The sequence below is a fragment of the Streptomyces sp. NBC_01217 genome (assembly GCF_035994185.1).
Classification (GTDB): domain Bacteria; phylum Actinomycetota; class Actinomycetes; order Streptomycetales; family Streptomycetaceae; genus Streptomyces.
Genome location: NZ_CP108538.1, coordinates 892,984 through 913,948, shown reverse-complemented (window position 1 = coordinate 913,948; position 20,965 = coordinate 892,984). Strand labels below are relative to the sequence as shown.

The following is a 20,965-nucleotide window of genomic DNA, read 5'->3' as shown; positions in this document are numbered from 1 at the left end:
GCGGTGGGCTCGGGCGCCGTTGCGGATGGGTGGGGTCAGACGGCCTTGCGGATCCGGGTCGCCCACGGTCCGATGAACGCGAACGGCCCCTGATCCAGCAGCACGATCTCCTTGGACAGCGCGGTCGCGGTCTGCGCCCACCACAGCGGGAGATACGGCAGATCGGCACCGGCCGTCCGCACCGCCTTCATGAGCTCCCGGGCCCGGACGTCCTTGTCGGTGGCCGTCTTCGCGGTGTTGAGCGCGGTGTTGACGGTCTTGTTGTCGTAGTGCGCGATGTCCGTCGCCGTGGCCGCCGCATTGAGATACGGGTCGGCGAGTTCGGCCGGGTCACCGGTGACGGGGAAGTACCACAGGAACTGCAGCGGCTGCTTGCCCGAGCCCAGCTCCGCCACCCACTGCTCCAGGGTGATCTCCTTGACGTTCAGCGTGATGCCGATCTTCTTCAGCGCGGCGGCGAGCGCGAGTGCCGCCTTGCCCAACTGCGGTCCGCTGTTGGGGTAGTGCAGCTCCGCCGTGAAACCGTCCTTCGCCGAGGACTCGGCCAGTTCCGCGCGGGCGGCGTCCAGGTCGTACGGCACGGCGGGGATCGCGTCGTAGCCGGAGCGGACCTCGTCCGCCGGCATCAGATCGCCCCACATGTCGCGCGAGGGCAGCGCGTCGGCGACCTCGGCCCGGCCGTGCAGGATGCCCTTCACCATGCCCTCGCGGTCGGTGGCGTGGGCGATGGCACGCCGGACATGGACGTCGTCGAAGGGGGCCCTGGCCGTGTCGAACGCCAGCGACACCACCGAGCGGTCGCCGGTGTACGTGACGGCCGCACTCGACTCCCAGCCACGGGCCTCGTCCGACGCGAGGTTCAGGGCGCCGTCCACCGCACCGGACTTCATCGCGACCAGCCGCGTCCCGGCGTCCGGCACGAAGGACAGCTTGAGCTTGCGGACGGCGGGCTTCTCGCCCCACCATGCGTCGTTGCGCTCCAGCAGCACATGGTCGTCGGCGGCGAACTCGGTGATCCGGTACGGGCCGGTGCCGAGCAGCAGGGTTTTCGCCGTGCCGATCCTTCCCCGGTTGCGGGTCAGGAACGCACGGCTGCTGATGAGGAGTCCGCCCGCGGTCGTCGTCCACACGAACATCGCGTCGGGTGCCTTGAGCCGGATCGTCACCTCGTGGTCGCCGGTGGCTTTCACCGACCGCACACCCGCGTAGGCGTAGCCGAGTGCGGAGCCGTTCCTCGGATCCCGGACGGCCTCGATGGAGGCCACCACATCGTCCGCGGTGAACGGCGTGCCGTCGGTGAACGTGACGCCCCGGCGCAGTGTGTACACATACGTCGTGGCGTCGGGCTGCTCCCACGACGAGGCGAGGCCGGGCTGCAGCTTCCCGGACGGGTCGACCGAGAGCAGGGACTCCTGGGCCAGCACCGCGACCGTGTAGTTGAGCACGCCCGACTCGCGGCCCACGTCGAGGCTGGAGATGGAGGAGGGCAGGGCGAGGGTGAGGCTGCCGATCGGCACGTCCGCACCCTGCGCCCGGGCGCCCGAACCGGCCCGGTCGTCAGCGGAGTCCTTCGCCGGCTGCGGCGCACAGGCGGCGAGCACGCCCGAAGCGGTGAGTACGCCCATTCCCGCGCCGGCAAGGCGCAGAAGGCGCCGTCGGCCGAGGTTGCCACCCGGTTCCGATGTCATCGGGACCACCCATCTCGCATCTGTCCACTGAAACTGCCCAACTGGGCGTGGACGGTATCCGACGCTCTGCGGGGTCGTCAACGGAGGACCTATGAATGTCCACGTCCTGGACAGGGGCATGCGGCGGGGATTCACCGCCGCCGAATCATTGCGGGCCGATGAACACTCCGCAGGCCCGGGAATACGCGAACGGAGAAGGACCTTCCTGCTGCTGTGGCGACGGGTGACCGGCCCGGCGGCGGTGCCGTGGGCGGCCACTGCCGTGACGCCGCCGCCATGAACAGGAAAGAGGGAGCTCATGCCCAAGGCGTACGTGTTCACCCGCAACGGCGGACCGGAGGTGGAGGCCTTCATCGAGCAGGACGTACCGGTCCCGGGCCCCGGTCAGCTGCTCGTCGCCGTCCGGGCGGCCGGGGTCAACCCGGTCGACTGGAAGCTGCGTACGGGGTACACCAGGCCCGGCAGTGAGCCGCAGGCGTTCCCCACCGTCTTCGGCAGCGAGGCCGCCGGAGTGGTCGAGGGCGTCGGCCCGGATGTCGAGGGGTTCGCGGTCGGGGACGAGGTCTTCGGCAATCCGGTGACCGGCGGCTACGCCGAGTACACGCTGCTGCCCGTCGTCGTGACCGCACACAAGCCGGCCGGACTGTCGTTCACGGACGCGGCCGTGCTGCCGGTCGCGGCGGCCACCGCGTACGACGGCATCCGCCAGCTCGGTCTCGCCCCCGGTTCCACCCTGCTGGTCACCGGGGCCGGAGGAGGCGTCGGAACCGCCGTGCTGCAGCTCGCACGCCACGCCGGTGTCCATGTCATCGGCGCCGCGAGCGCCGCCAAGAAGGACTTCGTCGAGTCGCTCGGCGCGGTGCACGTCGAATCCGGCGCCGGTCTCGCCGACCGGGTCCGGGCAGCGGCACCCGACGGCATCGACGCGGTCTTCGACCTGGTCGGCGGCGACACCCTGAGGGACGTGGCCCCACTTCTCGCGGACCGGGCCGCACTGATCAGCGCCGGGGGCAAGCCACTGGCGGAGGAGCTGGGCGGGGCGGCCGTCCTGCGGGCCCGCACCGCTGTGGTCCTCGACGAAGTGGCGGACCTCGTCGTCACCGGAGCCCTGCGGACCCATGTGACCCGGACCTTCCCGCTCACCGAGGCCGGAGCGGCCCTGCGCGCCGTGGAGAGCGGACACGCACGCGGAAAGATCGTGATCGAGGCCACCGCATGAGCGCCCCGCACACCGTCGCGGGCGACACGCACCCGCTGGACAACCCGGTCCGCGCCGCGCTGACCGGCCCGCACGCCCACTTCGCCGAGCGCCGCGGCCGTGTCCTGCGCTATCCGGCCGAAGTGGCCCCCTGGATCGCGATCCCGGACGTGCCGGATGCCGAGGACTGGGCCGACGCCGCAGCGCTCGCCGGACCCGGCGGCGCCGTCACGATCACCGCCTTTCGCGAGCCGCCGCCGGACGACTGGGAGATCACCTTCCACGCCGAGGGCGTCCAGCTCGTCGACGCCGGGGTCGCCGCGGCACCGTACCCGCAGGCCGTACGGCTCGAAGCCGCCGATGTGCCCGAGATGCTGGACCTGGTCGCCCGCACCCGCCCGGGGCCGTTCCTGCCCCGTACGGTCGAACTCGGCACCTACCTCGGCGTCCGGCGCGAAGGGGTGCTCGTCGCGATGGCGGGCGAACGCCTTCATCCGACCGGCTGGAGCGAGATCAGCGCCGTGTGCACCGATGAGTCCGTGCGCGGACAGGGGCTCGGCGGCGGACTCGTCCGCGCCGTCGCCCACGAGATCAGGCAGCGCGGCGAAACGCCGTTCCTGCATGCTTCCGCCACCAACACCAACGCCATCCGGCTGTACGAATCTCTGGGATTCGTGCTCCGCCGCCGGACGTCCTTCCTCTCGGCGTACGTACCGGGGCAGCCGCCGACGCGCCTTTCGGGAACAGGCGACACACGAGCGGCAGCCCTGCACTGACCCGCGACAGGCCGACCCGCGACAGGCCGACGCGCGACAAAGGGACCTTCGGCCCGGGAAATCCTGGCCGAAGGTCCCTGTTCTTTCCTCTTTCGGGACCTTCGTCAGGTTCCGAAAGGCCGTAAGCCTCGTGTGCTGCTCCCGCCCACCGGCTGCACTGGAAGGAACGCCGGCGCTGGGCCGGCAGATGCCGGGAGGAACGTGCCGTGACGATCGGGCTCCAGCGCCAAGTGGCGAAGCGCGGCGCGACGCTCCCGGGTACGGACGCGGGGGAGGCGGCCGTCTACGCCACCCGGGTCGGAAATCCGGCGCTGTTCGGCGGTCTGGCACTGCTGACCGCCCTGGTCGTCCTCCTCGACCTGCGCACCGGTGAAGAGCTGCGCCTCATACCGCTCCTCGTGGTCGTGCCCGCACTCGTCTCGGTCTTCGGAACGATCCGGCAGACCGTGGGCGTGGCCACCTGGACCATGATCGTCGTCGTCTGCTCACGGCTGGTGACCGGCGGAACGTTCTGGGACATCACCAGCAGCATCGTCTTCACCGTGCTGGCCTGTTTCCTGGGGGTCGGCACCTGCGCGCTGAGGATCCGGCACGCCGCCGAGATAGCCAGGCTGCGCTCCGCCGCCGTCGCTCTCCAGCGCCAGATCCTGCGTCCGCTGCCCATCCGGACCGAGCAGATCCTCGCCCACGGCATCTATACGCCGATCGAGGAGGACCGCCTGGTCGGCGGTGACATCTACGAGGTCGTTCAGTCCCCCTACGGAACCCGCGTGATCATCGGGGACGTCCAGGGCAAAGGGCTCGCCGCGATCGGGGCAGGCTTCGCGGTGCTCGGGGCGTTCCGGGAGGCCGCCATCCGTGAGCCCACCCTGACCGGGGTGGTCGACGCGTTGGAGGACGCGGTCGCCCGGCACAACGCCTTCTCCGCCCAGACCGGGGAGATCGAGCGCTTCGTCACGGCCCTCGTGCTCGGCTGCGACGGGGAGAACCGGGCCGAGGTCGTCAACTGCGGCCATCTGCCGCCCCGGCTGCTGCACGACGGCGTGGCCCGTCCGGTTCCGCTGCGCTGCACCTCCGTCCCGCTGGGCATGGCGGAACTGAGCCCGCAGGCACGAGTCGCGGAGTGGCTGGACTTCCCGCCCGGCGCCACGCTCCTGCTCTTCACCGACGGGGTCACCGAGGCCCGCGACACATCGGGCACCTTCTATCCGCTGGACGCCCGGCTGGGCCGCTGGGCGGAGCTCGGACCGCGCGAGGTGCTGGACGCGCTCCACGCCGACCTGGAGTCCTTCTCCGGGGGCATACGGCGCGACGACATCGCCGCGCTCGCCCTGCGCTGGGCCCCGACCGGCAGCCACCAACGGCCCGTGACGGCGGGCCACGGCGCCCGCCGGGCCGCGGCGAGCTTCAGCGACCGGTAGGACAGCCGGACGCCACCCCGATGTCCCGATGCGACTTCCGTCGCGTCCCCCTCGGTCAACGCGCCGCCACCAGCGGGCGCAACGGGCTCTCGCGCAGCCGGACCACCGCCGGGGCGCAGCGCCTCGCCGCGGCCGTCAGCGGCCAGGCGGCCAGCGCGCCGGTGACCAGCCCGATCAGCGCATCGTGGGGGTAGTGCACACCGATCCACACCCGGGAGGCCGCCATCAGTGCGGCGGCAGGCACCGCGATCGCCCCGAGTCGGCGGTCGGTCAGCCAGATCGCCGTCGCCGCGGCCGCCGCGATGGCGGCGTGATTGCTGGGGAAGGACCAGTCGCCGAGCGGCGGGCATGCCTCCACCGTCGCGGTATGCAGGGTCTGGCACGGCCGCTGCTCATGGAAGGCCGACTTCACCAGATCGTTGACGATGTACGCGGCCACCACGACGAGCGGGGCACAGAGCGCCATGGCGGTACGGGCGGGGCCCGCGGAGCGCGAGCGCCACCAGGACGCCAGCATCAGCAGGGCGAACAGGGCAAGACCGTAGTCCGACCAGACGCGGACGGCGGAGTCCAGAGCGGTGGGGGAGTGCTGTGCCAGATGGGTGATCCAGCTGTACAGGCCGCCGTCGAACGAGATGGCGGTGGAGGCGAGAGACATCAGCTGTTGTCCCCTTCGGCGGTACGCCGGCCGCGGGAGCGGAGCATCTCGGCGGCGAGCGGGATGAGGGAGACCACGACCACGGCGGCGACGATCGGCAGCAGATAGCGGTCGACGTCGGGCACCGAGGACCCCAGCGCGTACCCCGCGAGGACCAGCCCGGCGGTCCAGAGCACCCCGCCGACGACCTGCCACAGCGTGAACAGCCCGGCGGAGACGTCGAGCGCCCCGGCCAGCGGGTTGAGCACCGTGCGTACGACGGGCACGAAGCGGGCCAGCACGATCGCCCGCGCATGGCCGTATCTGCCGAGCAGTTCCTCGGCGCGGGCGGCGCCCTCGCGCAGCCGTCCGGCGCGGCTGCGGGCGAGCAGGGCCCGGCCGCCGCGGCGGCCGATCCAGTAACCGGCCTGCGCACCGAGCAGCGCGCCGGCCACGGCGGCGATCAGCACCTGCGGCAACGACAGCTCCACCGGACCGTGGGTACCCGGCACGCAGAGCAGGCCCGCCGTGAACAGCAGGGAATCGCCGGGCAGGAAGAAGCCGACGAGCAGTCCCGTCTCGGCGAAGAGCACGACGGCGATGCCGAGCACGCCGAACGCCCCGAGCAGCGAACCCGCGTCGAGCACGTTCACCGCTTGTGGCGTGGCCGCCAGTGACAATACGGACACGGTGGAAGGTCTCCCATAATGGTGAGCGGGCGGGCCTACGGAACGCCCGGACCGACTACAGTGGTGTAGACGGTCTGCGTCACTGTAGACGCCCGAAGGGGGAGGAGAGTTCCCATGTCCCAGGTGAAGGGGATACCGGGTGGCGAGCGGCGCCCGTCCGGCGAGCTGGAGTCCACGATCCTGGCGGCCCTGTGGGCGGCCGGAACCCCGCTCACCCCGGGGCAGGTACAGGGCGCGATCGGGGCGCAACTCGCCCGCACCACCGTCACCACGATCCTGTCGCGCCTGTACGAGAAGGGCACGGTCACCCGCACCCGGGCCGGCCGCGGCTTCGCGTACACCCCCACAGAGGATGCGCCAGGGCTGACCGCCCGCAGGATGCACAGCGAACTGCAGAAGGAGCAGGACCGCAGCACGGTACTGGCCCGATTCGTGTCACAGCTCACCGATGAGGACGAGCAACTGCTCCGGGACCTGCTCGACGGAGAAGCCCGATGATCCTCGATGGGGAGACCCGATGATCTATGCCGTGTGGATCCCGCTGCTGATGCCGTTCGTCGCGGTGCCCGCGGCCCGTCGCCTGGCGGACACCCTGTCACCGGTGCGTGCCGTACGGCTGCTCGCCGCGACGGGCATCGGCCTCGCCCTGTGCAGCCTGCTCGCCCTGGCCCTGCTGGTGGTGCCGGGCGCCACCCGGTTCTCCGCGGTCTCCGCCTTCGGCGAACTCGTCCGACCGCTCTCCGAAGCCGCTCCCGCCGTCGCCGTGCCCCTTGCGGCCGCCGCGCTGGCACTGCTCGCGGGCTGCGCCGCCGCCGTCGCCCTCGCCGCCCGCCGCCACTGGCTGGAGCTGCAGCGGGCGGCTCGGCAGTCCGAGTACACCGGTGGCGAGCTGGCCGTCCTGCGCGACAGCCGCCCCGACGCGTACGCACTGCCCGGACGCCCCGGCACACCCGGCCGGATCGTCGTCACCACGGGAATGCTGCGCGCCCTGGACCCCGCCGAACGCGACGCCCTGCTGGCACACGAGCGCGCCCATCTCGTCGGCCGCCACCACCTCTTCATCGCCGCCGCCGAAGCGGCGGCACTCTGCCACCCCGCGCTGCGTTCCCTGCGCGCCCCCATGGGCTACGCCATGGAACGCTGCGCCGACGAGGCGGCCGCCTCCGCCGTCGGCGACCGGAAGGTCGCCGCCCGGGCCATCGGCCGGGCGGCCCTTGCCGCACGCGCCGCCGAGGGCGCCCCGCACCGCCCCCGCGTGGCGCTCGCCGCAGCGGCCGGGCCCGTGCCGCGCCGCGTCGCCGCACTCCTCGGCCGGAGCGCCCCGCGGCCCCGCGTCGGCCGGGCCGCCGCCGTAGTGCTGCTGGCCTGCCTGGTCGTCTCCGGCGCAGCCGCGCTCGACGCGACGAGCGACCTGCACAGCAGCATCGAGGCAGCACAGGGCGAGAACGCGCGGCACTGACCCGCGGCGCTCCTCTCGCGTGACCGCCCGCTCAGGCCTCGTCCTGAGCGGGCGTCACCCGACCGTCTCCCTCCAGGTGTTCCCGCAGCCGGTCGAGGAAGACGCGCTGTCCCGTGACGAGTCGCTGCGCCGCCTCCTGGGGTGTGCACCAGGCGAACCGGTCGACCTCCGGGAATTCCCGCAGCACACCGGAGCCCTTCGGCCACTCCATGGTGAACGTGCCCGGAACGGCCGCCGCCGCATCGATGTCCGCCTCCGACGCCCACACCGTGACGATCTTGCCGCCGGACTGACGGGCCTCACCCAGCGCCACCCACGCACCGCCCGGCGCCGGAACGCCGAACTCCTCCTCGAACTCGCGGCGGGCAGCGGCCGCGGGCTCCTCGTCGGGGCCGTACTCACCCTTGGGGATCGACCACGCCGCGCTCTCGCGGCCCGCCCAGAACGGGCCGCCCATATGCCCGATGAGCACCTCGAAAGCGGCGCCGTCGTCCGCGGCCCCGTCCGGTCGGCGGAACAGGAGAAGACCCGCACTGCGCGTGGCGCGCTTCTGGGACGGCATGCCGTCAAGTCTGCGTCCCGTACGGGCGCGCCGCCACGGACGACACCCCTTTCCCGCTGATCACTGCCGTCATCGAGTCGACGCGCCCTGTTTCCCCTGAGGTTCACGATGCCCCCTGGTGCGCGGCTGTGCGTGCGGCCATGCTGTCCGCCGACAGCGCTTTCTGCCCGCGGGCCGGCCGCGCAACCATCGCGATTCCAGGAGGATTTGTGGCCCTTGGCATAGTCGGCAGGACATCCGGGCCGCGCGGCGGGGAGGCGCGACGGTACGGGTCGGTCGCGCGACCGTTCGTGCTGCTGGCGACGGTGTCCGCGATGACGGTCGGCGCGATCTCTCCCGCCCTCGCCGGTCCGACCCCCGACCCCCGTCCCCGCAGCACCGCCGAAGTCCTCCGGCCGGTCGCCCCGCCGCCTGCGAGCAACCCGGCGGGGGAGCCCCGGTCCGTCGTGGACGGCGACGGCATCGAGACCGCACGTACGGCGCGCCCGATCGCCCCCGGCGTCCGCCTCGACTCCTACGACCGGCTCGAATCCGACAAGTGGCTGCGGGTCGACTCCCTCTCCGTCGACCTCGACGACACCGGCGTACGCGCTGACTACCTCTCCTCCGGCAAGGTCTCCGACCGGCGCACGGTCTCCGAACTCGCCGCCGGACACGACGCGGGCCCCGGCCGCCGCACCGTCGCCGCGATCAACGCCGACTTCTTCGACATCAACCAGACGGGTGCGCCGGAGGGCATCGGCATCAAGGACGGGGCCACCGTCCAGTCGCCCGCCCCAGGAGTCAACCGGGCCGTCGGCATCGGCCCCGACAGTGCGGGCCGCATCCTGAACCTGTACTTCGAGGGGACGCTCACCCTGCCCGCCGGGACGCGGCCGCTCGCCGCGTACAACGCCGCAAATGTGCCGGCCGGGGGAGTCGGCGCGTACACCTCCGCGTGGGGAGCCGCCGACCGGGCCCTGACCGTGGACAACGCGACTCCGGTCGCCGAGGCGGTCGTTCGGGACGGCAGGGTCGTCTCCGTCTCGGACACCCCCGGATCGGGGCCCCTCCCCGACGACGCCACCGTCCTGGTCGGCCGTGAGGCCGGAGCCGCCGCACTCGACGCCCTGAGGCCCGGCGACCCGGTGTCCCTGGCCTACCGGGCACGCACCGACAGCGGCGCCGTACCGCGCACCGCGGTCGGCGGCCGCGAGCTCCTCGTCGTCGACGGAGTCGCGCAGAACCACGACGGCGAGGGCAACAACACCGCGGCTCCCCGCACCGCCGTCGGCTTCTCCGAGGACGGCCGGACCATGCAGATCCTCACCGTCGACGGGAGGCAGGCCGACAGCGGCGGCGTCACCCTCACCGAACTCGGGCAGATGATGCGGCGCGCCGGCTCGTACAGCGCACTCAACCTGGACGGCGGCGGCTCCTCGACGCTCGTCGCACGCGAGCCCGGCAGCGACGCACTCCGGGTGGAGAACAGCCCGTCCGACGGCACCGAACGCACCGTCCCCAACGGTCTCGCCCTCACCGCCCCCGACGGCAGCGGCCGCCTCAAGGGCTTCTGGGTCCAGCCCCGCACGCCCGCGGGTTTTGCACCGGGCGTCGACCCCGTCAGGGGCGGCCACCCCGACCGGGTCTTCCCCGGACTCACCCGCCGCCTCACCGCGACCGGATACGACGAGACGTACGGCCCCGCCGACGGAACCCCGCACTGGCGTATGGTCCGCGGCGCCGTCGGTACGGTCGACGGAAACGGTCTCTTCACCGCACGCCGCAGCGGCACCACCGACGTACGCGCCGAACACGGACGGGCCCATGGCAGCACCACCCTGACCGTCCTCGACAAGCTCGCCCGGATCGAGCCGACCACCCGGCGGGTGGGCCTCGCCGATGCCGAAGCCATCGGCACCTTCGGCATCGTCGGACTCGACGCGCACGGCACCAGCGCCCCCGTCGAACCGCGCGACGTCACCCTCGACTACGACCACGCCCTCTTCGACATCCGCGACGACAGCCAGGGCAACTTCACCGTCATCTCACGCACCGGCAGCGGCGCCGGACAGATCAAGGCGACCGTCGCGGGCACCACCACCGCCCTCACCGTCAGCGTCGGCCTCACCGAGCAGGCCGTCTCCTCCTTCGACGACGCCGGATCCTGGAAGTTCAGCCAGGCCCGGGCGAGCGGCTCACTCGCCGCCACCCCCGACGGCCACACCGGTACCGGACTGAAACTCACCTACGACTTCACCCAGTCGACCGCGACGCGCGCCGCCTACGCCGCGCCGCCCCAGCCGGTCGCCGTGCCCGGCCAGCCCCAGTCGTTCAAGCTCTGGATCAAGGGCGACGGCAAGGGCGCCTGGCCGACCCTGCACCTCAAGGACGCCGCGGGCTCCGACCAGTTGCTCCGCGGACCGTACGTCACCTGGACCGGCTGGCGGCAGGTCACCTTCGCCGTACCGCCGGGCGCGGCCATGCCGCTCAGCGTGTTCCGCTTCTATCTCGCCGAGACGGCGGCCGCCCAGCAGTACACCGGTGAGATCGTCATCGACGACCTCACCGCCCAGGTGCCGCCCACCGTCGACCTGCCCGAACAGGCGGCCACCGCAGACCCGTTGATCGACCCGGCGGCCGTCACCGAGCGCAGGGACTGGCAGTTCGCGGTGATGTCCGACGCCCAGTTCGTCGCCCGCGACCCCGACAGCGCGATCGTCGCCCAGGCCCGGCGCACCCTGCGCGAGATCAAGGCGGCGCACCCCGACTTCCTGGTCGTCAACGGTGACCTCGTCGACGAGGGATCACCCGCGGACCTCGCCTTCGCCCGCCAGGTCCTCACCGAGGAGCTCGGCGACTGTCTGCCCTGGTACTACGTACCGGGCAACCACGAGGTGATGGGCGGAAAGATCGACAACTTCGTCACCGAATTCGGGCCCGCCCAGCGGACGTTCGACCACAAGGGCACCCGCCTCATCACGCTCGACACCTCCGGCCTCAGCCTGCGCGGCGGGGGCTTCGACCAGATCGAGCAGCTGCGCGCCCAGCTGGACGCGGCGGCGAAGGACCGGACCGTCGACTCGGTCATGCTGATCGAGCACGTGCCGCCGCGCGATCCGACCGTACAGAAGGGCAGCCAGCTCGGCGACCGCAAGGAAGCGGCGCTCGTCGAACAGTGGCTCGCCGACTTCCGCCGTACGACGGGCAAGGGCGCGGCCTTCATCGGCAGCCACGTCGGTGTCTTCCACGCCTCGCACGTCGACGGGGTGCCGTATCTGGTCAACGGCAACTCCGGCAAGGCACCGGCAGGACCGGCGGACGAGGGCGGCTTCACCGGCTGGTCGCTGGTCGGCGCCGACCGCATCACCTCCGGCGAACAGGCCGCCGCGCGGCAGCGGCCGTGGCAGGGCGGGCCCGACTGGGTCTCCGTACAGACCCGGGCCCATGTCGACGCGCTGGAGATCGACGCACCCCCGGTGCTCGGCGCCGGAAGCCGTACGGAGGTCACGGCGACCGTCACCCAGGGCGCGCGAAGCGTCCCGGTCGGCTTCCCGCTGGCCGCGGACTGGACCGCGTCCCCGAACGTCCACATCGGTGACCGGGACGATGCCCGTCACCGCCACACCGCGGCCCTCGACCCGAGGACCGGCACCCTCACCGCGCTCCGCCCCGGCACGATCACGCTGGCCGTGACGGTCAACGGCACGACGCAGGAGGTGCAGATCAGGATCGGCGCAGCCGCAACCGCCCCGGCAGACGCAGCCGCGTCGGCGGCCTGACGGACCGGGGGCCCGCCCGGCGCTCACGGCCGGACGGGCCCCACCGGGTGTCGTGTGCCACCCGCTAAACCTTGTGGTACGTGTACGCCTCCGACGCCGCTGCCACCACCGCCGCGATGTCGCCGCCCACCGACGCGGCGACCACGGCGGCCACCGCACCCTCCAGGAACGGCGCGTCCACCAGCCGCGAACCGTCCGGCAGTTCGTCCCCCTCGGCCAGCATCGTCTTGACCGTGAGCACCGCGCTGCCCAGGTCGGCGAGTAACGCCACCCCCGCACCGTCGTCCACCGACCTGGCGGCCTCGGCGATCAGCCGCGCACTGGTCCCGAGACCTCCCGCGGGCGTGCCTCCCGCGGCGGCCACCGGAGCGGTCGCGCCACCCGCCGCAAGCCCCCTGGCCAGCTCGGCGACGGACTCGGCCACCGGGCCGCTGTGCGAGACCAGCACGATCCCGACCTGCTTTCCGTCGCTCACTCGTCTCCCCCACGCGCACCGTCGGTCTCGGCCAGCGCGGCGATCAGCAGGGCGGAGGACGTCGCCCCCGGATCCTGATGTCCGATGCTGCGCTCACCGAGATAACTCGCCCTGCCCTTGCGGGCCTGGAGGGGCACCGTCGCCAGCGCCCCCGCCTCCGCGGCCTCCCGGGCCGCCCCGAACGAGGTCCCGAGCGCCGCGACGGCAGGCAGCAGCGCATCCAGCATCGTCTTGTCCCCGGCCTGCGCCCCGCCCATCTGGGCCACGGCCGCGACGCCCACTGCGAGCGCCTCCGTCAGCTGCTGCCGCGACGCCCGCGGGGCGTCGCCCAGAGCCTTGCCGGTACGTCGCAGCAGCGTCCCGTACAGCGGGCCCGAGGCTCCGCCGACCGTCGCGATCAACTGCCGTCCGGCGAGCATCAGTACGGCCCCCGGCGTTCGCGGCGGCTCCTTGTCCAGAGCCGCTCTCACCGCGGCGAATCCGCGCTGCAGATTGCTGCCGTGATCGGCGTCCCCGATCGCCGCGTCGAGTTCGGTGAGGTGGCCCGCCTCGCGGTCCACGGAAGCCGCGGCCGCGGTCATCCAGCGGTGGAAGAAGTCGGCGTCGAGCACATGATCTCCTTGTCCGGATGGTCAGCGGCCCCAGCGCAGCGCGGGCGTGTGAACCGGCGCGTCCCAGAGGCGCAGCAGCTCCTCGTCCACCTGGCAGAGCGTCACCGAGCAGCCCGCCATGTCGAGCGAGGTCACATAGTTCCCCACGAGCGTACGAGCCGCCACCACGTCCCGCTCGGACAGCACCCGCTGCACCTCGGCATTGAACCCGTACAGCTCCAGCAGCGGCGTCGCGCCCATCCCGTTGACCAGCACGATCACGGGTCCGCGCGGCCGCAGGTCCTCCAGCACCGCGTCCACCGCGAAGTCCGCGATCTCGCGGGACGTCATCATCGGCCGCCGCTCGCGCCCCGGCTCGCCGTGGATCCCGATGCCCAGCTCCAGTTCGCCCGGCGGCAGATCGAACGTGGGCGAGCCCTTGGCGGGTGTGGTGACGGAACTGAGCGCCACCCCGAAACTCCGCGACGACTCGTTCACCTGCCGGGCGACGGCCGCCACCCGCTCCAGCGGTGCACCCTCGTCGGCCGCCGCCCCGGCGATCTTCTCGACGAACAGGGTCGCGCCAGTGCCCCGCCGCCCCGCCGTGAACAGACTGTCGGTCACCGCCACGTCGTCGTTGACGAGCACCTGCGTGACCTGCAGGCCCTCCTCCTCAGCCAGTTCGGCGGCCATCTCGAAGTTCAGCACGTCCCCGGTGTAGTTCTTGACGACGAACAACACCCCCGCCCCGCTGTCGACCGCCGCGGCGGCCCGCAGCACCTGATCCGGCACGGGCGAGGTGAACACCTCTCCCGGGCAGGCCGCGGAGAGCATCCCCGGCCCGACGAACCCCGAGTGCAACGGCTCGTGTCCGGACCCGCCGCCGGAGACGATCCCCACCTTCCCGGCCACCGGTGCGTCACGCCGTACGACGACACGGTTCTCGACATCCACGGTCAGTTCCGGGTGAGCGGCGGCCAGCCCGCGCAGCGCGTCCGCGACCACGGTTTCGGGAACGTTGATCAGCATCCTCAACGGAATCTCCTACGAAGCGTGCCGGTCCGAGGACATCCAGTATCGATCGAGCAGGTGGGATCGGGGAAGCGACGCGTCGAACGGGACGCGCGGATCCGTCGGCTCATGTGCCGTGCGGCGGTGGTCACGGCGAGCTGTGCGGGTCAGTTCGCCGGGAGTGGTTCTTCCTCGTTGCGGATGGTCAGCTCGCCGTCGGCGACATCGATCCGCAGGCGGCTGTGGGGCCGCAGGTTGCCGTCCAACAGCATGCGGGAGAGCCGGTTGTCGACCTCGCGCTGGATCGTACGGCGCAAGGGGCGGGCGCCGTATTCGGGCTGATAGCCGCGCTGGGTGAGCCAGTCGACGGCGGCCGGGGTGACGTCGATGTCGACCCCCTGCGCGCGGAGCCGGCGCCTGGAGTCGTCCAGCAGCATGCCGGTGATCTGCCGCAGCTGCTGGTCGGCGAGTTGACGGAAGATCACGATCTCGTCGATGCGGTTGAGGAACTCCGGCCGGAAGTGTTCGCGCAACGGGCGCAGCACCCGCTCGCGGCGGGCCTGCTCGTCGGTGTCCGTGTCGCCGGGGCCGAAGCCCATCGCGCCGCCGCGGCCGGTGATGGCCTGCGAACCGAGGTTGCTCGTCAAGACGATGACGGTGTTCTTGAAATCGATCGTGCGGCCCTGGGCGTCGGTGAGCCGTCCGTCGTCGAGTACCTGCAGCAGGATGTTGAAGACATCGGGATGCGCCTTCTCGACCTCGTCCAGGAGCAGCAGCGAGTAGGGGTTCCTGCGCACCGCCTCGGTGAACTGTCCGGCCTCCTCGTGGCCGACGTACCCGGGGGGAGCGCCGACCAGCCGGCTGACCGTGTGCCGCTCCTGGTACTCGCTCATGTCGAGGCGGATCATCCGGTCCTCGCTCCCGAAGAGCGCCTCCGCGAGCGCGCGGGCGAGTTCGGTCTTGCCGACGCCGGTGGGGCCGAGGAAGAGGAAGCTGCCGATCGGGCGGTCGGGGTCGGCCAGACCGGCCCGCGAGCGCAGGACGGCGTCGGCGACGGCGGTCACCGCTTCGTCCTGGCCGATGACGCGCTGGTGCAGATGCTCCTCCAGGCCCAGCAGCCGGTCCCGCTCCTCCTGGGTGAGGCTGCTGACGGGAATTCCGGTCTGGCGGGACACGACGTCGGCGATGTCCTCGACGGTGACCTCGGCGACATGGGTGCGCGGCTGCTTCCCGTCCTGTCCCTTGCCGATCCGCTCTTCGAGTCCGGCGAGCCGGTCGCGCAACTCGGTCGCCCGCTCGTACTCCTCGGCGGCGACGGCCTGGTCCTTGTCCCGGGTGAGCTGCTCCACTTCGCGTTCCAGGGTGCGGATGCTGCTGCCGCGGGTGCAGGAGCGCAGCCGGACCCGAGCGCCGGCCTGGTCCATGAGGTCGATCGCCTTGTCGGGCAGGTAGCGGTCGGTGAGGTAGCGGTCGGACAGTTCGACGGCGGCGAGCAGGGCCTCGTCGGTGTAGCGGACCTGGTGATGGGCTTCGTAGCGGTCCTGGAGACCCCGCAGGATCTCGACGGCGTCCGCCGTGCTGGGCTCGGGCACCATGACCGGCTGGAAGCGGCGGGCGAGCGCGGCGTCCTTCTCGATGTAGCGGCGGTACTCCTCCAGCGTGCTGGCCCCCACGACATGGAGTTCGCCGCGCGCGAGGGCGGGCTTGAGCATATTGCTCGCGTCCATCGGGCCGCCCTCGGAGCCACCGCCCGCCCCGACGACGGTGTGCAGTTCGTCGATGAAGACGATCAGCTCGCCCGAGTGGGCGCGGATCTCGTCGATGAGGCCGGTGAGCCGCTCCTCGAAGTCCCCGCGGAAGCGGGTACCGGCAACGACTCCTGAGAGGTCGAGCTGGATGACACGCCGGCCGAGCAGGATGCCCGGCACGTCGCTGTCCGCGATGCGCTGGGCGAGCCCCTCGACGATGGCGGTCTTGCCCACTCCGGCTTCGCCGATCATGACGGGGTTGTTCTTGCTCCGGCGGGCGAGGACCTCGATGGTCTGCTCGATCTCCTCGTCACGGCCGATGACCGGGTCGATACGGCCTTCCCGGGCCAGGTCGGTGAGGTCGCGGCCGAACTTGTCCAGATTGGGGGTGTTCCGCTCGCCGGGGCCGGGGCGCTGACCGGTGGTGCCCGGCGCAGGTGGCAGACGGTCCAGGGTTCCGGTCGGCGGCGAGAAGTGCGCGTCGTGGAGCATCTGCCCCGCTGTGGAGTCGCGGTTGGCGGCGAGTGCCACCAGTACGTGTTCCGGGCCGATGTAGGTGGAGCCGGTGGAGAGCGCGATCTCATGGGCGTCGAGCAGAGCGCGCTTCACCGCCGGGGTGACGGAGATGAAGCTGCGGGGCGGCCCCTCCCCGGCCTGCCGGTCTATCTCGGCGGCGAGCGTGTCGGGATCGGCGCCCGCCCGCGAGACCATGCGACGGGTCGGCTCGGTGGAGAGCGCGGCCCGCAGAAGGTGTTCCGTGTCGAGGTCGGTGCTCCCGTGCCGGGCGGCGTAGGACGCCGCGACGGTGACGAGCTGCCGTGCGGGGCCGCTCAGCAGACGGCTGTAGTCGACACGCCGCGGGTCGGGCGGCTCCCCGCCCGGTCCGGTGCCGAGAAAGTGCGAGAGGAAGTCTCCGAGGGGGTCCGGACCTTGGTCCTCTGGACCCTTCTGTCCTTCGGTCATGGGTATCCGTCCCCGTGGTCCGGCCGGACCGGGCCACGCTGTCTCAGTGCACGTGCGGCCGTGCTGGACGCGGTCCCGCAAGTCCGGCGTGACCACGGATCGCCGCAACCCCACTGGCCCCAATTTAGACGATATGCGGGCCTTTCGCCGGGGCGGCGGATCAGCGGGCGGCGCGACGGCAGGGGTGCTCGCGCGGCTTTCGAATAGCGCATGTGTTCGAATGTGGGGTACGCTGAAGACATGGCATCGCACCAGCTCCAGCCGTCCCTGTTCGATCAGGGCGACGAGGCGCGCCTGCGCCCGCTGGACGGGCTCCGCAGGACCGCACTCGGCGACGGCGCCTGGATCGACCTCCTGCCGGGCTGGCTGAGCGGCGCCGACGCCCTGTTCGAACAGCTGGCCACGGACGTTCCCTGGAAGGCCGAGCGACGGCAGATGTACGAGCGGTTCGTGGACGTCCCGCGCCTGCTCGCCTTCTACCGCGCGGGCGAACCGCTGCCGCACCCTGTCCTGGACGAGGCGCGGCAGGCACTCTGCGCGCACTACGCCGCCGAGCTCGGCGAACCGTTCACCACAGCCGGCCTGTGCCATTACCGCGACGGGCGCGACAGCGTGGCCTGGCACGGCGACCGCATCGGCCGCGGGGCCCGCGAGGACACGATGGTCGCCATCCTCTCCGTGGGAGCCCCCCGCGACCTGCTGCTGCGGCCCCGCCGCGGCGGCGATGTCGTCAGGCGGCCGCTCGGACACGGCGACCTGATCGTGATGGGCGGCTCCTGCCAGCGGACCTGGGAGCACGCCGTCCCCAAGACCGCGAAGGCCGCGGGAGGACGCATCAGCATCCAGTTCCGGCCGCACGGGGTGCAGTGACCCCTCGCCGCCACGGAGAGCGCGACTCCTGAGCGTCAGCCGAGGACGCGCGGGCGGTCGATCACCCACAGCCAGGTGCCGTCCGGCTGGCGGCGGGCCACTTCGACCGTGGCGTCGCTTCCGTCGGCCAGGTGCACCGATGTGAGGGCCAGATCGCCGTGATGCAGCGTAGGTTGCTGCTCGCCGTGCTTGAACACGGGCCTGTCGGCGGTGAATTGTTGGTACGCCTGGCGGATCTCTCCCTCACCCGTGGCGACCTTGCCGTCGGGGAGGGCCAGCACCGCGTCGGGCTCGTACAGCGCCACAAGGCCCTCGACATCGCCCGAGTTGAGTCTCTCCACCACGAAACGGCTGAGGTCCTCGGGCTCGACGGCCCGCTCGTGCGACCTGGTACCGCTCATGTTCCGCATCTCCCTGTCAGGCCGGTTCAGCCCGGGAACAGCATCCCGGTGCCGCGATCCTGGCAGGCGGAGCGACCGGCTCCGGGCAGCCCGGGCCCACGTTCATTCAGACGTGTGAACTGCGAAGGGGCGTAAGACATGTACAAACCATTGATCCGCACCGTCACCCTCGGAGTCGCCGCACCGCACCCGATATCCCCTGCGGTCGTCGAAGAGAAGGCCCTGCTCGCCAGGCGTGCGGAATCGGCCTGCCGTGCGGCCGGATACGAGGTGCAGACCGTAAGGCTGTCCACCCGGTCCGTCTTCGGTGACCTCGCCGGCCGAAAGCCGTCGGAAATCGTCTCCTACGCGCATGAACTGCAGACCGTTCTCGATGACGCGGGAATCGGCTACTGCTCGCTGGGGCCCGCGGATGCGGCCGACCCCGAATTCCCGCTGGGCACGCTCGATGTGATCGGGGATCTGCTGATCGGGGCAGAGTCCCTGAGCTGCACCGTCCAGACGGGGACGCGGCAGCACGGGGTGCGCTCCGAGGCTGCTGCGCCGGTGGCGCGTATCATCCGGCGGCTCGCCGAAGGAACGGCGCAAGGACTCGGGAACTTCCGCTTCGCCATGGTGGCCTGCGTGGATCCCGGCGGGCCTTTCTTTCCCGCCGCCCATCACAGTGGGCCGGATTCCCTCGCGATCGGCCTGCAGGGTGCGGGAATTGTCGCGCAGGCCATGCGGGAGGTCGGGCGTCTCGACCCCGCGGCCATCACACGACGGGTCAGGCAGGCACTGATCGAACACGCGGCGCCCGTGGCGGAGATCGCGGAGCGGACCGGCAAGGAACTGGGCCCGGCATTCGGCGGGATCGACCTGTCTCCGGCACCCGCGGGCGACGACAGCATCGCCGCGGCCATGGAGTCCTGCCTCACCGGACCCGTGGGCGGACCCGGGACCCTCGCCGTCACCGCGGCACTCACCGAGGCGATACGGAGCACGGGCCTGCCCACCTGCGGCTACAACGGGGTGATGCTGCCGGTGCTCGAAGACACCCGGCTCGCACAGCGCTGGCACGAGGGGACGGTCAACGCCCAGCAGCTGCTCGCCTATTCGGCGGTGTGCGGCACCGGGCTCGACACCATTCCGCTGCCCGGGGACACCACCGAGGACGAGATCGCGGGACTCCTGACCGATGTGGCAGCCATGGCCGTACGCCTGCGAAAGCCGCTGTCCGCGCGCCTCTTTCCGGTGCCCGGCAAGGAATCCGGCGAACGCACCACGTTCAACTCTCCCTATCTGGTCAACACCAGCGTCAAACGCTAGACGACAACAATCCTGACCTGCCTGTCCTGTCCCGCCGGCGGGACAGGACAGGCGGCAAGGTTGACGGCCAACGGGCGACAGTGCAGGGTCGGCGGCAACGAGTTCGGCGCGATGCGATGTTCTTTTCCGCGGTGACGCGTTTCGGAGGCGGGCATGAAGTTCGGAATCGGAATCGGGCGCACCCTCACGGCCCGGGATTCGGCAAAACTGGCACGCCAGGCTGATGAATTGGGGTATGAACACTGCACATTCATCGATTCACAGAACCTCTGCCGTGATTCGACCGCGATGATGGCCCTGGCCGCGGCGGCCACGACCCGAATCCGTATAGGGCAGGCCGTAACGAATCCCTACACACGCCATGCCTCTGTACTCGCGAATGTGATCGCAACAGTGGACGAGATATCCGAAGGGCGGGTATTCCTCGGAATCGGAGCCGGCGGAAGTGCCGTCGCCATGGTCGGCAGGAAGCCCCGTCCGCTGACGGAACTCGCCGAATACGTCCAGTTCTTCCGGGACTTCACCGGCGGAAAGGACACCGAGTGGCAGGGCCTGCCCATGCGTTCGGAGTGGGCGCAGCGCGAGATCCCCGTCCTCATCGGCACACACGGTGCCAAGAGCTGCCGGCTCGCCGGAAGGGTCGCCGACGGTGTGTTCCTGCCCGGCCTCTCACCGGAGATCGCCCGGTGGAAGCGGGCGCGGGTCGCCGAGGGAGCACAGAGCGCCGGGCGTGAACTGGCCGACCTCGAAGTGTGGTCCCGGGGCACGGTGTTCGTACACGACGACATGGACGCGGCGCGCGAGTACCTGCGCTCCTACGCGGCCACCTCGGCGTACTTCCTGTGGCGCTCGGTGCTGAGCCGAACGACCCCGGAATCCGAGGAACTGGCGGCCGGGCTGCCGGCGGCGGTGCTGTCGGACATGGCCGCCCTGGCCAAGCGCTACGACTGGTATCAGCACGAGGTCGTCGGCGCACCGCACGCCGCCGAGCTCTCGGACCGTCTCGTCGACTGCTTCGCGATCTACGGTCCGCCGTCCCGGTGCATCGAACGGCTTGAGGAACTGCGCGAGACCGGAGCCGACCGCGTCTCCCTGGTGCTCTACGGAGTCCCGGACCAGACGGCCATGATCAGCCGCTTCGTCGAGGACGTCGCCGTTCACCTCGGGTGAGCGCGCCACGCCGAGTGGAAGGAACCCCATGCCGTTCATCACCGTGCTCGCGCTCAAGGGGCGCACGCTGGAGCAGAGGCGCCTGTTCGCCGACGAGATCACCCGGCTCGCCGTGAAATGCCTGGACGCGAAACCCGAAGAGGTGCGTGTCCGGTTCGTCGAGATGGACGCGACCGAGTTCGCCCGGGGCGGGCAACTGATCGCGGACCAATCCTGAAACCTCTGGGGTGTTGCGAAC

Annotated in this window: 19 protein-coding genes; 10 read left to right on the top strand and 9 right to left on the bottom strand. The window is 71.5% G+C overall.

Annotation, left to right across the window (positions count from 1 at the left end; all coding sequences use genetic code 11):
• Window positions 1-35: 35 nt before the first annotated feature.
• Window positions 36-1,688, bottom strand: coding sequence for an ABC transporter substrate-binding protein (locus tag OG507_RS03720; RefSeq protein ID WP_327365681.1), 1,653 nt, complete (start codon window positions 1,686-1,688; stop codon window positions 36-38).
• Window positions 1,689-1,986: 298 nt separating this feature from the next.
• On the opposite strand from OG507_RS03720, the gene OG507_RS03715 reads away from it, so the two are divergent.
• From OG507_RS03715 to OG507_RS03705, 3 genes are all read left to right on the top strand, one after another.
• Complete coding sequence (locus OG507_RS03715) at window positions 1,987-2,907, top strand: NADP-dependent oxidoreductase (protein ID WP_327365680.1); 921 nt, start codon at window positions 1,987-1,989, stop codon at window positions 2,905-2,907.
• A complete protein-coding gene (locus OG507_RS03710) occupies window positions 2,904-3,662 on the top strand; it encodes a GNAT family N-acetyltransferase (RefSeq protein ID WP_327365679.1) in 759 nt (252 codons plus the stop codon). The genes OG507_RS03715 and OG507_RS03710 overlap by 4 nt, the downstream gene beginning before the upstream one ends.
• Window positions 3,663-3,868: 206 nt before the next feature.
• Complete coding sequence (locus OG507_RS03705) at window positions 3,869-5,083, top strand: PP2C family protein-serine/threonine phosphatase (RefSeq protein WP_327365678.1); 1,215 nt, start codon at window positions 3,869-3,871, stop codon at window positions 5,081-5,083.
• 55 nt (window positions 5,084-5,138) lie between these two features.
• Here OG507_RS03705 and OG507_RS03700 read toward each other — a convergent pair whose 3' ends face one another.
• Together OG507_RS03700 and OG507_RS03695 are read right to left on the bottom strand one after the other, a co-directional pair.
• Complete coding sequence (locus OG507_RS03700) at window positions 5,139-5,741, bottom strand: phosphatase PAP2 family protein (RefSeq protein WP_327365677.1); 603 nt, start codon at window positions 5,739-5,741, stop codon at window positions 5,139-5,141.
• Complete coding sequence (locus tag OG507_RS03695) at window positions 5,741-6,400, bottom strand: DedA family protein (protein ID WP_327371852.1); 660 nt, start codon at window positions 6,398-6,400, stop codon at window positions 5,741-5,743. The genes OG507_RS03700 and OG507_RS03695 overlap by 1 nt, the downstream gene beginning before the upstream one ends.
• 123 nt (window positions 6,401-6,523) lie before the next feature.
• Here OG507_RS03695 and OG507_RS03690 point away from each other — a divergent pair, with 123 nt between their 5' ends.
• Window positions 6,524-6,907 (top strand): BlaI/MecI/CopY family transcriptional regulator, encoded by a 384-nt coding sequence (locus OG507_RS03690; RefSeq protein WP_327365676.1) that lies wholly within the window; start codon window positions 6,524-6,526, stop codon window positions 6,905-6,907.
• Between the two features lie 19 nt (window positions 6,908-6,926).
• Window positions 6,927-7,868, top strand: coding sequence for a M48 family metalloprotease (locus tag OG507_RS03685; RefSeq protein WP_327365675.1), 942 nt, complete (start codon window positions 6,927-6,929; stop codon window positions 7,866-7,868).
• A gap of 31 nt (window positions 7,869-7,899) precedes the next feature.
• Here OG507_RS03685 and OG507_RS03680 read toward each other — a convergent pair whose 3' ends face one another.
• Window positions 7,900-8,430 (bottom strand): NUDIX domain-containing protein, encoded by a 531-nt coding sequence (locus tag OG507_RS03680; RefSeq protein ID WP_327365674.1) that lies wholly within the window; start codon window positions 8,428-8,430, stop codon window positions 7,900-7,902.
• Between the two features lie 314 nt (window positions 8,431-8,744).
• Here OG507_RS03680 and OG507_RS03675 point away from each other — a divergent pair, with 314 nt between their 5' ends.
• Window positions 8,745-12,191, top strand: a complete 3,447-nt coding sequence (locus OG507_RS03675; RefSeq protein ID WP_327371851.1) for a phosphodiester glycosidase family protein — start codon at window positions 8,745-8,747, stop codon at window positions 12,189-12,191.
• Window positions 12,192-12,255: 64 nt separating this feature from the next.
• Here the strand turns inward: OG507_RS03675 and OG507_RS03670 are convergent, their stop codons facing one another.
• The 4 genes from OG507_RS03670 to OG507_RS03655 form a co-directional block, all read right to left on the bottom strand.
• Window positions 12,256-12,666: a PTS-dependent dihydroxyacetone kinase phosphotransferase subunit DhaM gene (locus OG507_RS03670; protein WP_327365673.1), complete on the bottom strand. Its 411-nt coding sequence runs from the start codon at window positions 12,664-12,666 to the stop codon at window positions 12,256-12,258.
• A complete protein-coding gene (dhaL, locus tag OG507_RS03665; RefSeq protein ID WP_327365672.1) occupies window positions 12,663-13,277 on the bottom strand; it encodes a dihydroxyacetone kinase subunit DhaL in 615 nt (204 codons plus the stop codon). The genes OG507_RS03670 and dhaL overlap by 4 nt, the downstream gene beginning before the upstream one ends.
• A gap of 21 nt (window positions 13,278-13,298) precedes the next feature.
• Window positions 13,299-14,285 carry a dihydroxyacetone kinase subunit DhaK gene (gene dhaK, locus OG507_RS03660; RefSeq protein ID WP_327365671.1) on the bottom strand — a complete coding sequence of 329 codons (987 nt, stop codon included), beginning with the start codon at window positions 14,283-14,285 and terminating at the stop codon, window positions 13,299-13,301.
• Window positions 14,286-14,434: 149 nt separating this feature from the next.
• Complete coding sequence (locus OG507_RS03655) at window positions 14,435-16,978, bottom strand: ATP-dependent Clp protease ATP-binding subunit (protein WP_327365670.1); 2,544 nt, start codon at window positions 16,976-16,978, stop codon at window positions 14,435-14,437.
• A gap of 240 nt (window positions 16,979-17,218) precedes the next feature.
• Between OG507_RS03655 and OG507_RS03650 the strand changes: the two genes are divergently transcribed.
• Window positions 17,219-17,848, top strand: coding sequence for an alpha-ketoglutarate-dependent dioxygenase AlkB (locus OG507_RS03650; RefSeq protein WP_327365669.1), 630 nt, complete (start codon window positions 17,219-17,221; stop codon window positions 17,846-17,848).
• 35 nt (window positions 17,849-17,883) lie between these two features.
• Here OG507_RS03650 and OG507_RS03645 read toward each other — a convergent pair whose 3' ends face one another.
• A complete protein-coding gene (locus OG507_RS03645) occupies window positions 17,884-18,249 on the bottom strand; it encodes a YybH family protein (protein ID WP_327365668.1) in 366 nt (121 codons plus the stop codon).
• Between the two features lie 138 nt (window positions 18,250-18,387).
• On the opposite strand from OG507_RS03645, the gene OG507_RS03640 reads away from it, so the two are divergent.
• The 3 genes from OG507_RS03640 (at window position 18,388) to OG507_RS03630 (ending at window position 20,944) form a co-directional block, all read left to right on the top strand.
• A complete protein-coding gene (locus tag OG507_RS03640) occupies window positions 18,388-19,557 on the top strand; it encodes a DUF711 family protein (RefSeq protein ID WP_327365667.1) in 1,170 nt (389 codons plus the stop codon).
• 153 nt (window positions 19,558-19,710) lie between these two features.
• Entirely contained in the window at window positions 19,711-20,727 is a 1,017-nt protein-coding gene (locus OG507_RS03635) for an LLM class flavin-dependent oxidoreductase (RefSeq protein ID WP_327365666.1), read from the top strand.
• A 28-nt stretch (window positions 20,728-20,755) separates the two neighbouring features.
• Window positions 20,756-20,944, top strand: coding sequence for a tautomerase family protein (locus OG507_RS03630; RefSeq protein ID WP_327365665.1), 189 nt, complete (start codon window positions 20,756-20,758; stop codon window positions 20,942-20,944).
• The last annotated feature ends 21 nt before the right edge of the window (window positions 20,945-20,965 follow it).

What these genes read in the sequence shown, in the direction of transcription:
- OG507_RS03720 (WP_327365681.1), bottom strand. Translation starts at nt 1,688, where the DNA reads ATGACATCGGAACCGGGTGGCAACCTCGGCCGACGGCGCCTTCTGCGC.
- OG507_RS03715 (WP_327365680.1), top strand. Translation starts at nt 1,987, where the DNA reads ATGCCCAAGGCGTACGTGTTCACCCGCAACGGCGGACCGGAGGTGGAG.
- OG507_RS03710 (WP_327365679.1), top strand. Translation starts at nt 2,904, where the DNA reads ATGAGCGCCCCGCACACCGTCGCGGGCGACACGCACCCGCTGGACAAC.
- OG507_RS03700 (WP_327365677.1), bottom strand. Translation starts at nt 5,741, where the DNA reads ATGTCTCTCGCCTCCACCGCCATCTCGTTCGACGGCGGCCTGTACAGC.
- OG507_RS03690 (WP_327365676.1), top strand. Translation starts at nt 6,524, where the DNA reads ATGTCCCAGGTGAAGGGGATACCGGGTGGCGAGCGGCGCCCGTCCGGC.
- OG507_RS03685 (WP_327365675.1), top strand. Translation starts at nt 6,927, where the DNA reads ATGATCTATGCCGTGTGGATCCCGCTGCTGATGCCGTTCGTCGCGGTG.
- OG507_RS03680 (WP_327365674.1), bottom strand. Translation starts at nt 8,430, where the DNA reads ATGCCGTCCCAGAAGCGCGCCACGCGCAGTGCGGGTCTTCTCCTGTTC.
- OG507_RS03675 (WP_327371851.1), top strand. Translation starts at nt 8,745, where the DNA reads ATGACGGTCGGCGCGATCTCTCCCGCCCTCGCCGGTCCGACCCCCGAC.
- dhaK (WP_327365671.1), bottom strand. Translation starts at nt 14,285, where the DNA reads ATGCTGATCAACGTTCCCGAAACCGTGGTCGCGGACGCGCTGCGCGGG.
- OG507_RS03655 (WP_327365670.1), bottom strand. Translation starts at nt 16,978, where the DNA reads ATGACCGAAGGACAGAAGGGTCCAGAGGACCAAGGTCCGGACCCCCTC.
- OG507_RS03650 (WP_327365669.1), top strand. Translation starts at nt 17,219, where the DNA reads ATGGCATCGCACCAGCTCCAGCCGTCCCTGTTCGATCAGGGCGACGAG.
- OG507_RS03645 (WP_327365668.1), bottom strand. Translation starts at nt 18,249, where the DNA reads ATGAGCGGTACCAGGTCGCACGAGCGGGCCGTCGAGCCCGAGGACCTC.
- OG507_RS03640 (WP_327365667.1), top strand. Translation starts at nt 18,388, where the DNA reads ATGTACAAACCATTGATCCGCACCGTCACCCTCGGAGTCGCCGCACCG.
- OG507_RS03635 (WP_327365666.1), top strand. Translation starts at nt 19,711, where the DNA reads ATGAAGTTCGGAATCGGAATCGGGCGCACCCTCACGGCCCGGGATTCG.
- OG507_RS03630 (WP_327365665.1), top strand. Translation starts at nt 20,756, where the DNA reads ATGCCGTTCATCACCGTGCTCGCGCTCAAGGGGCGCACGCTGGAGCAG.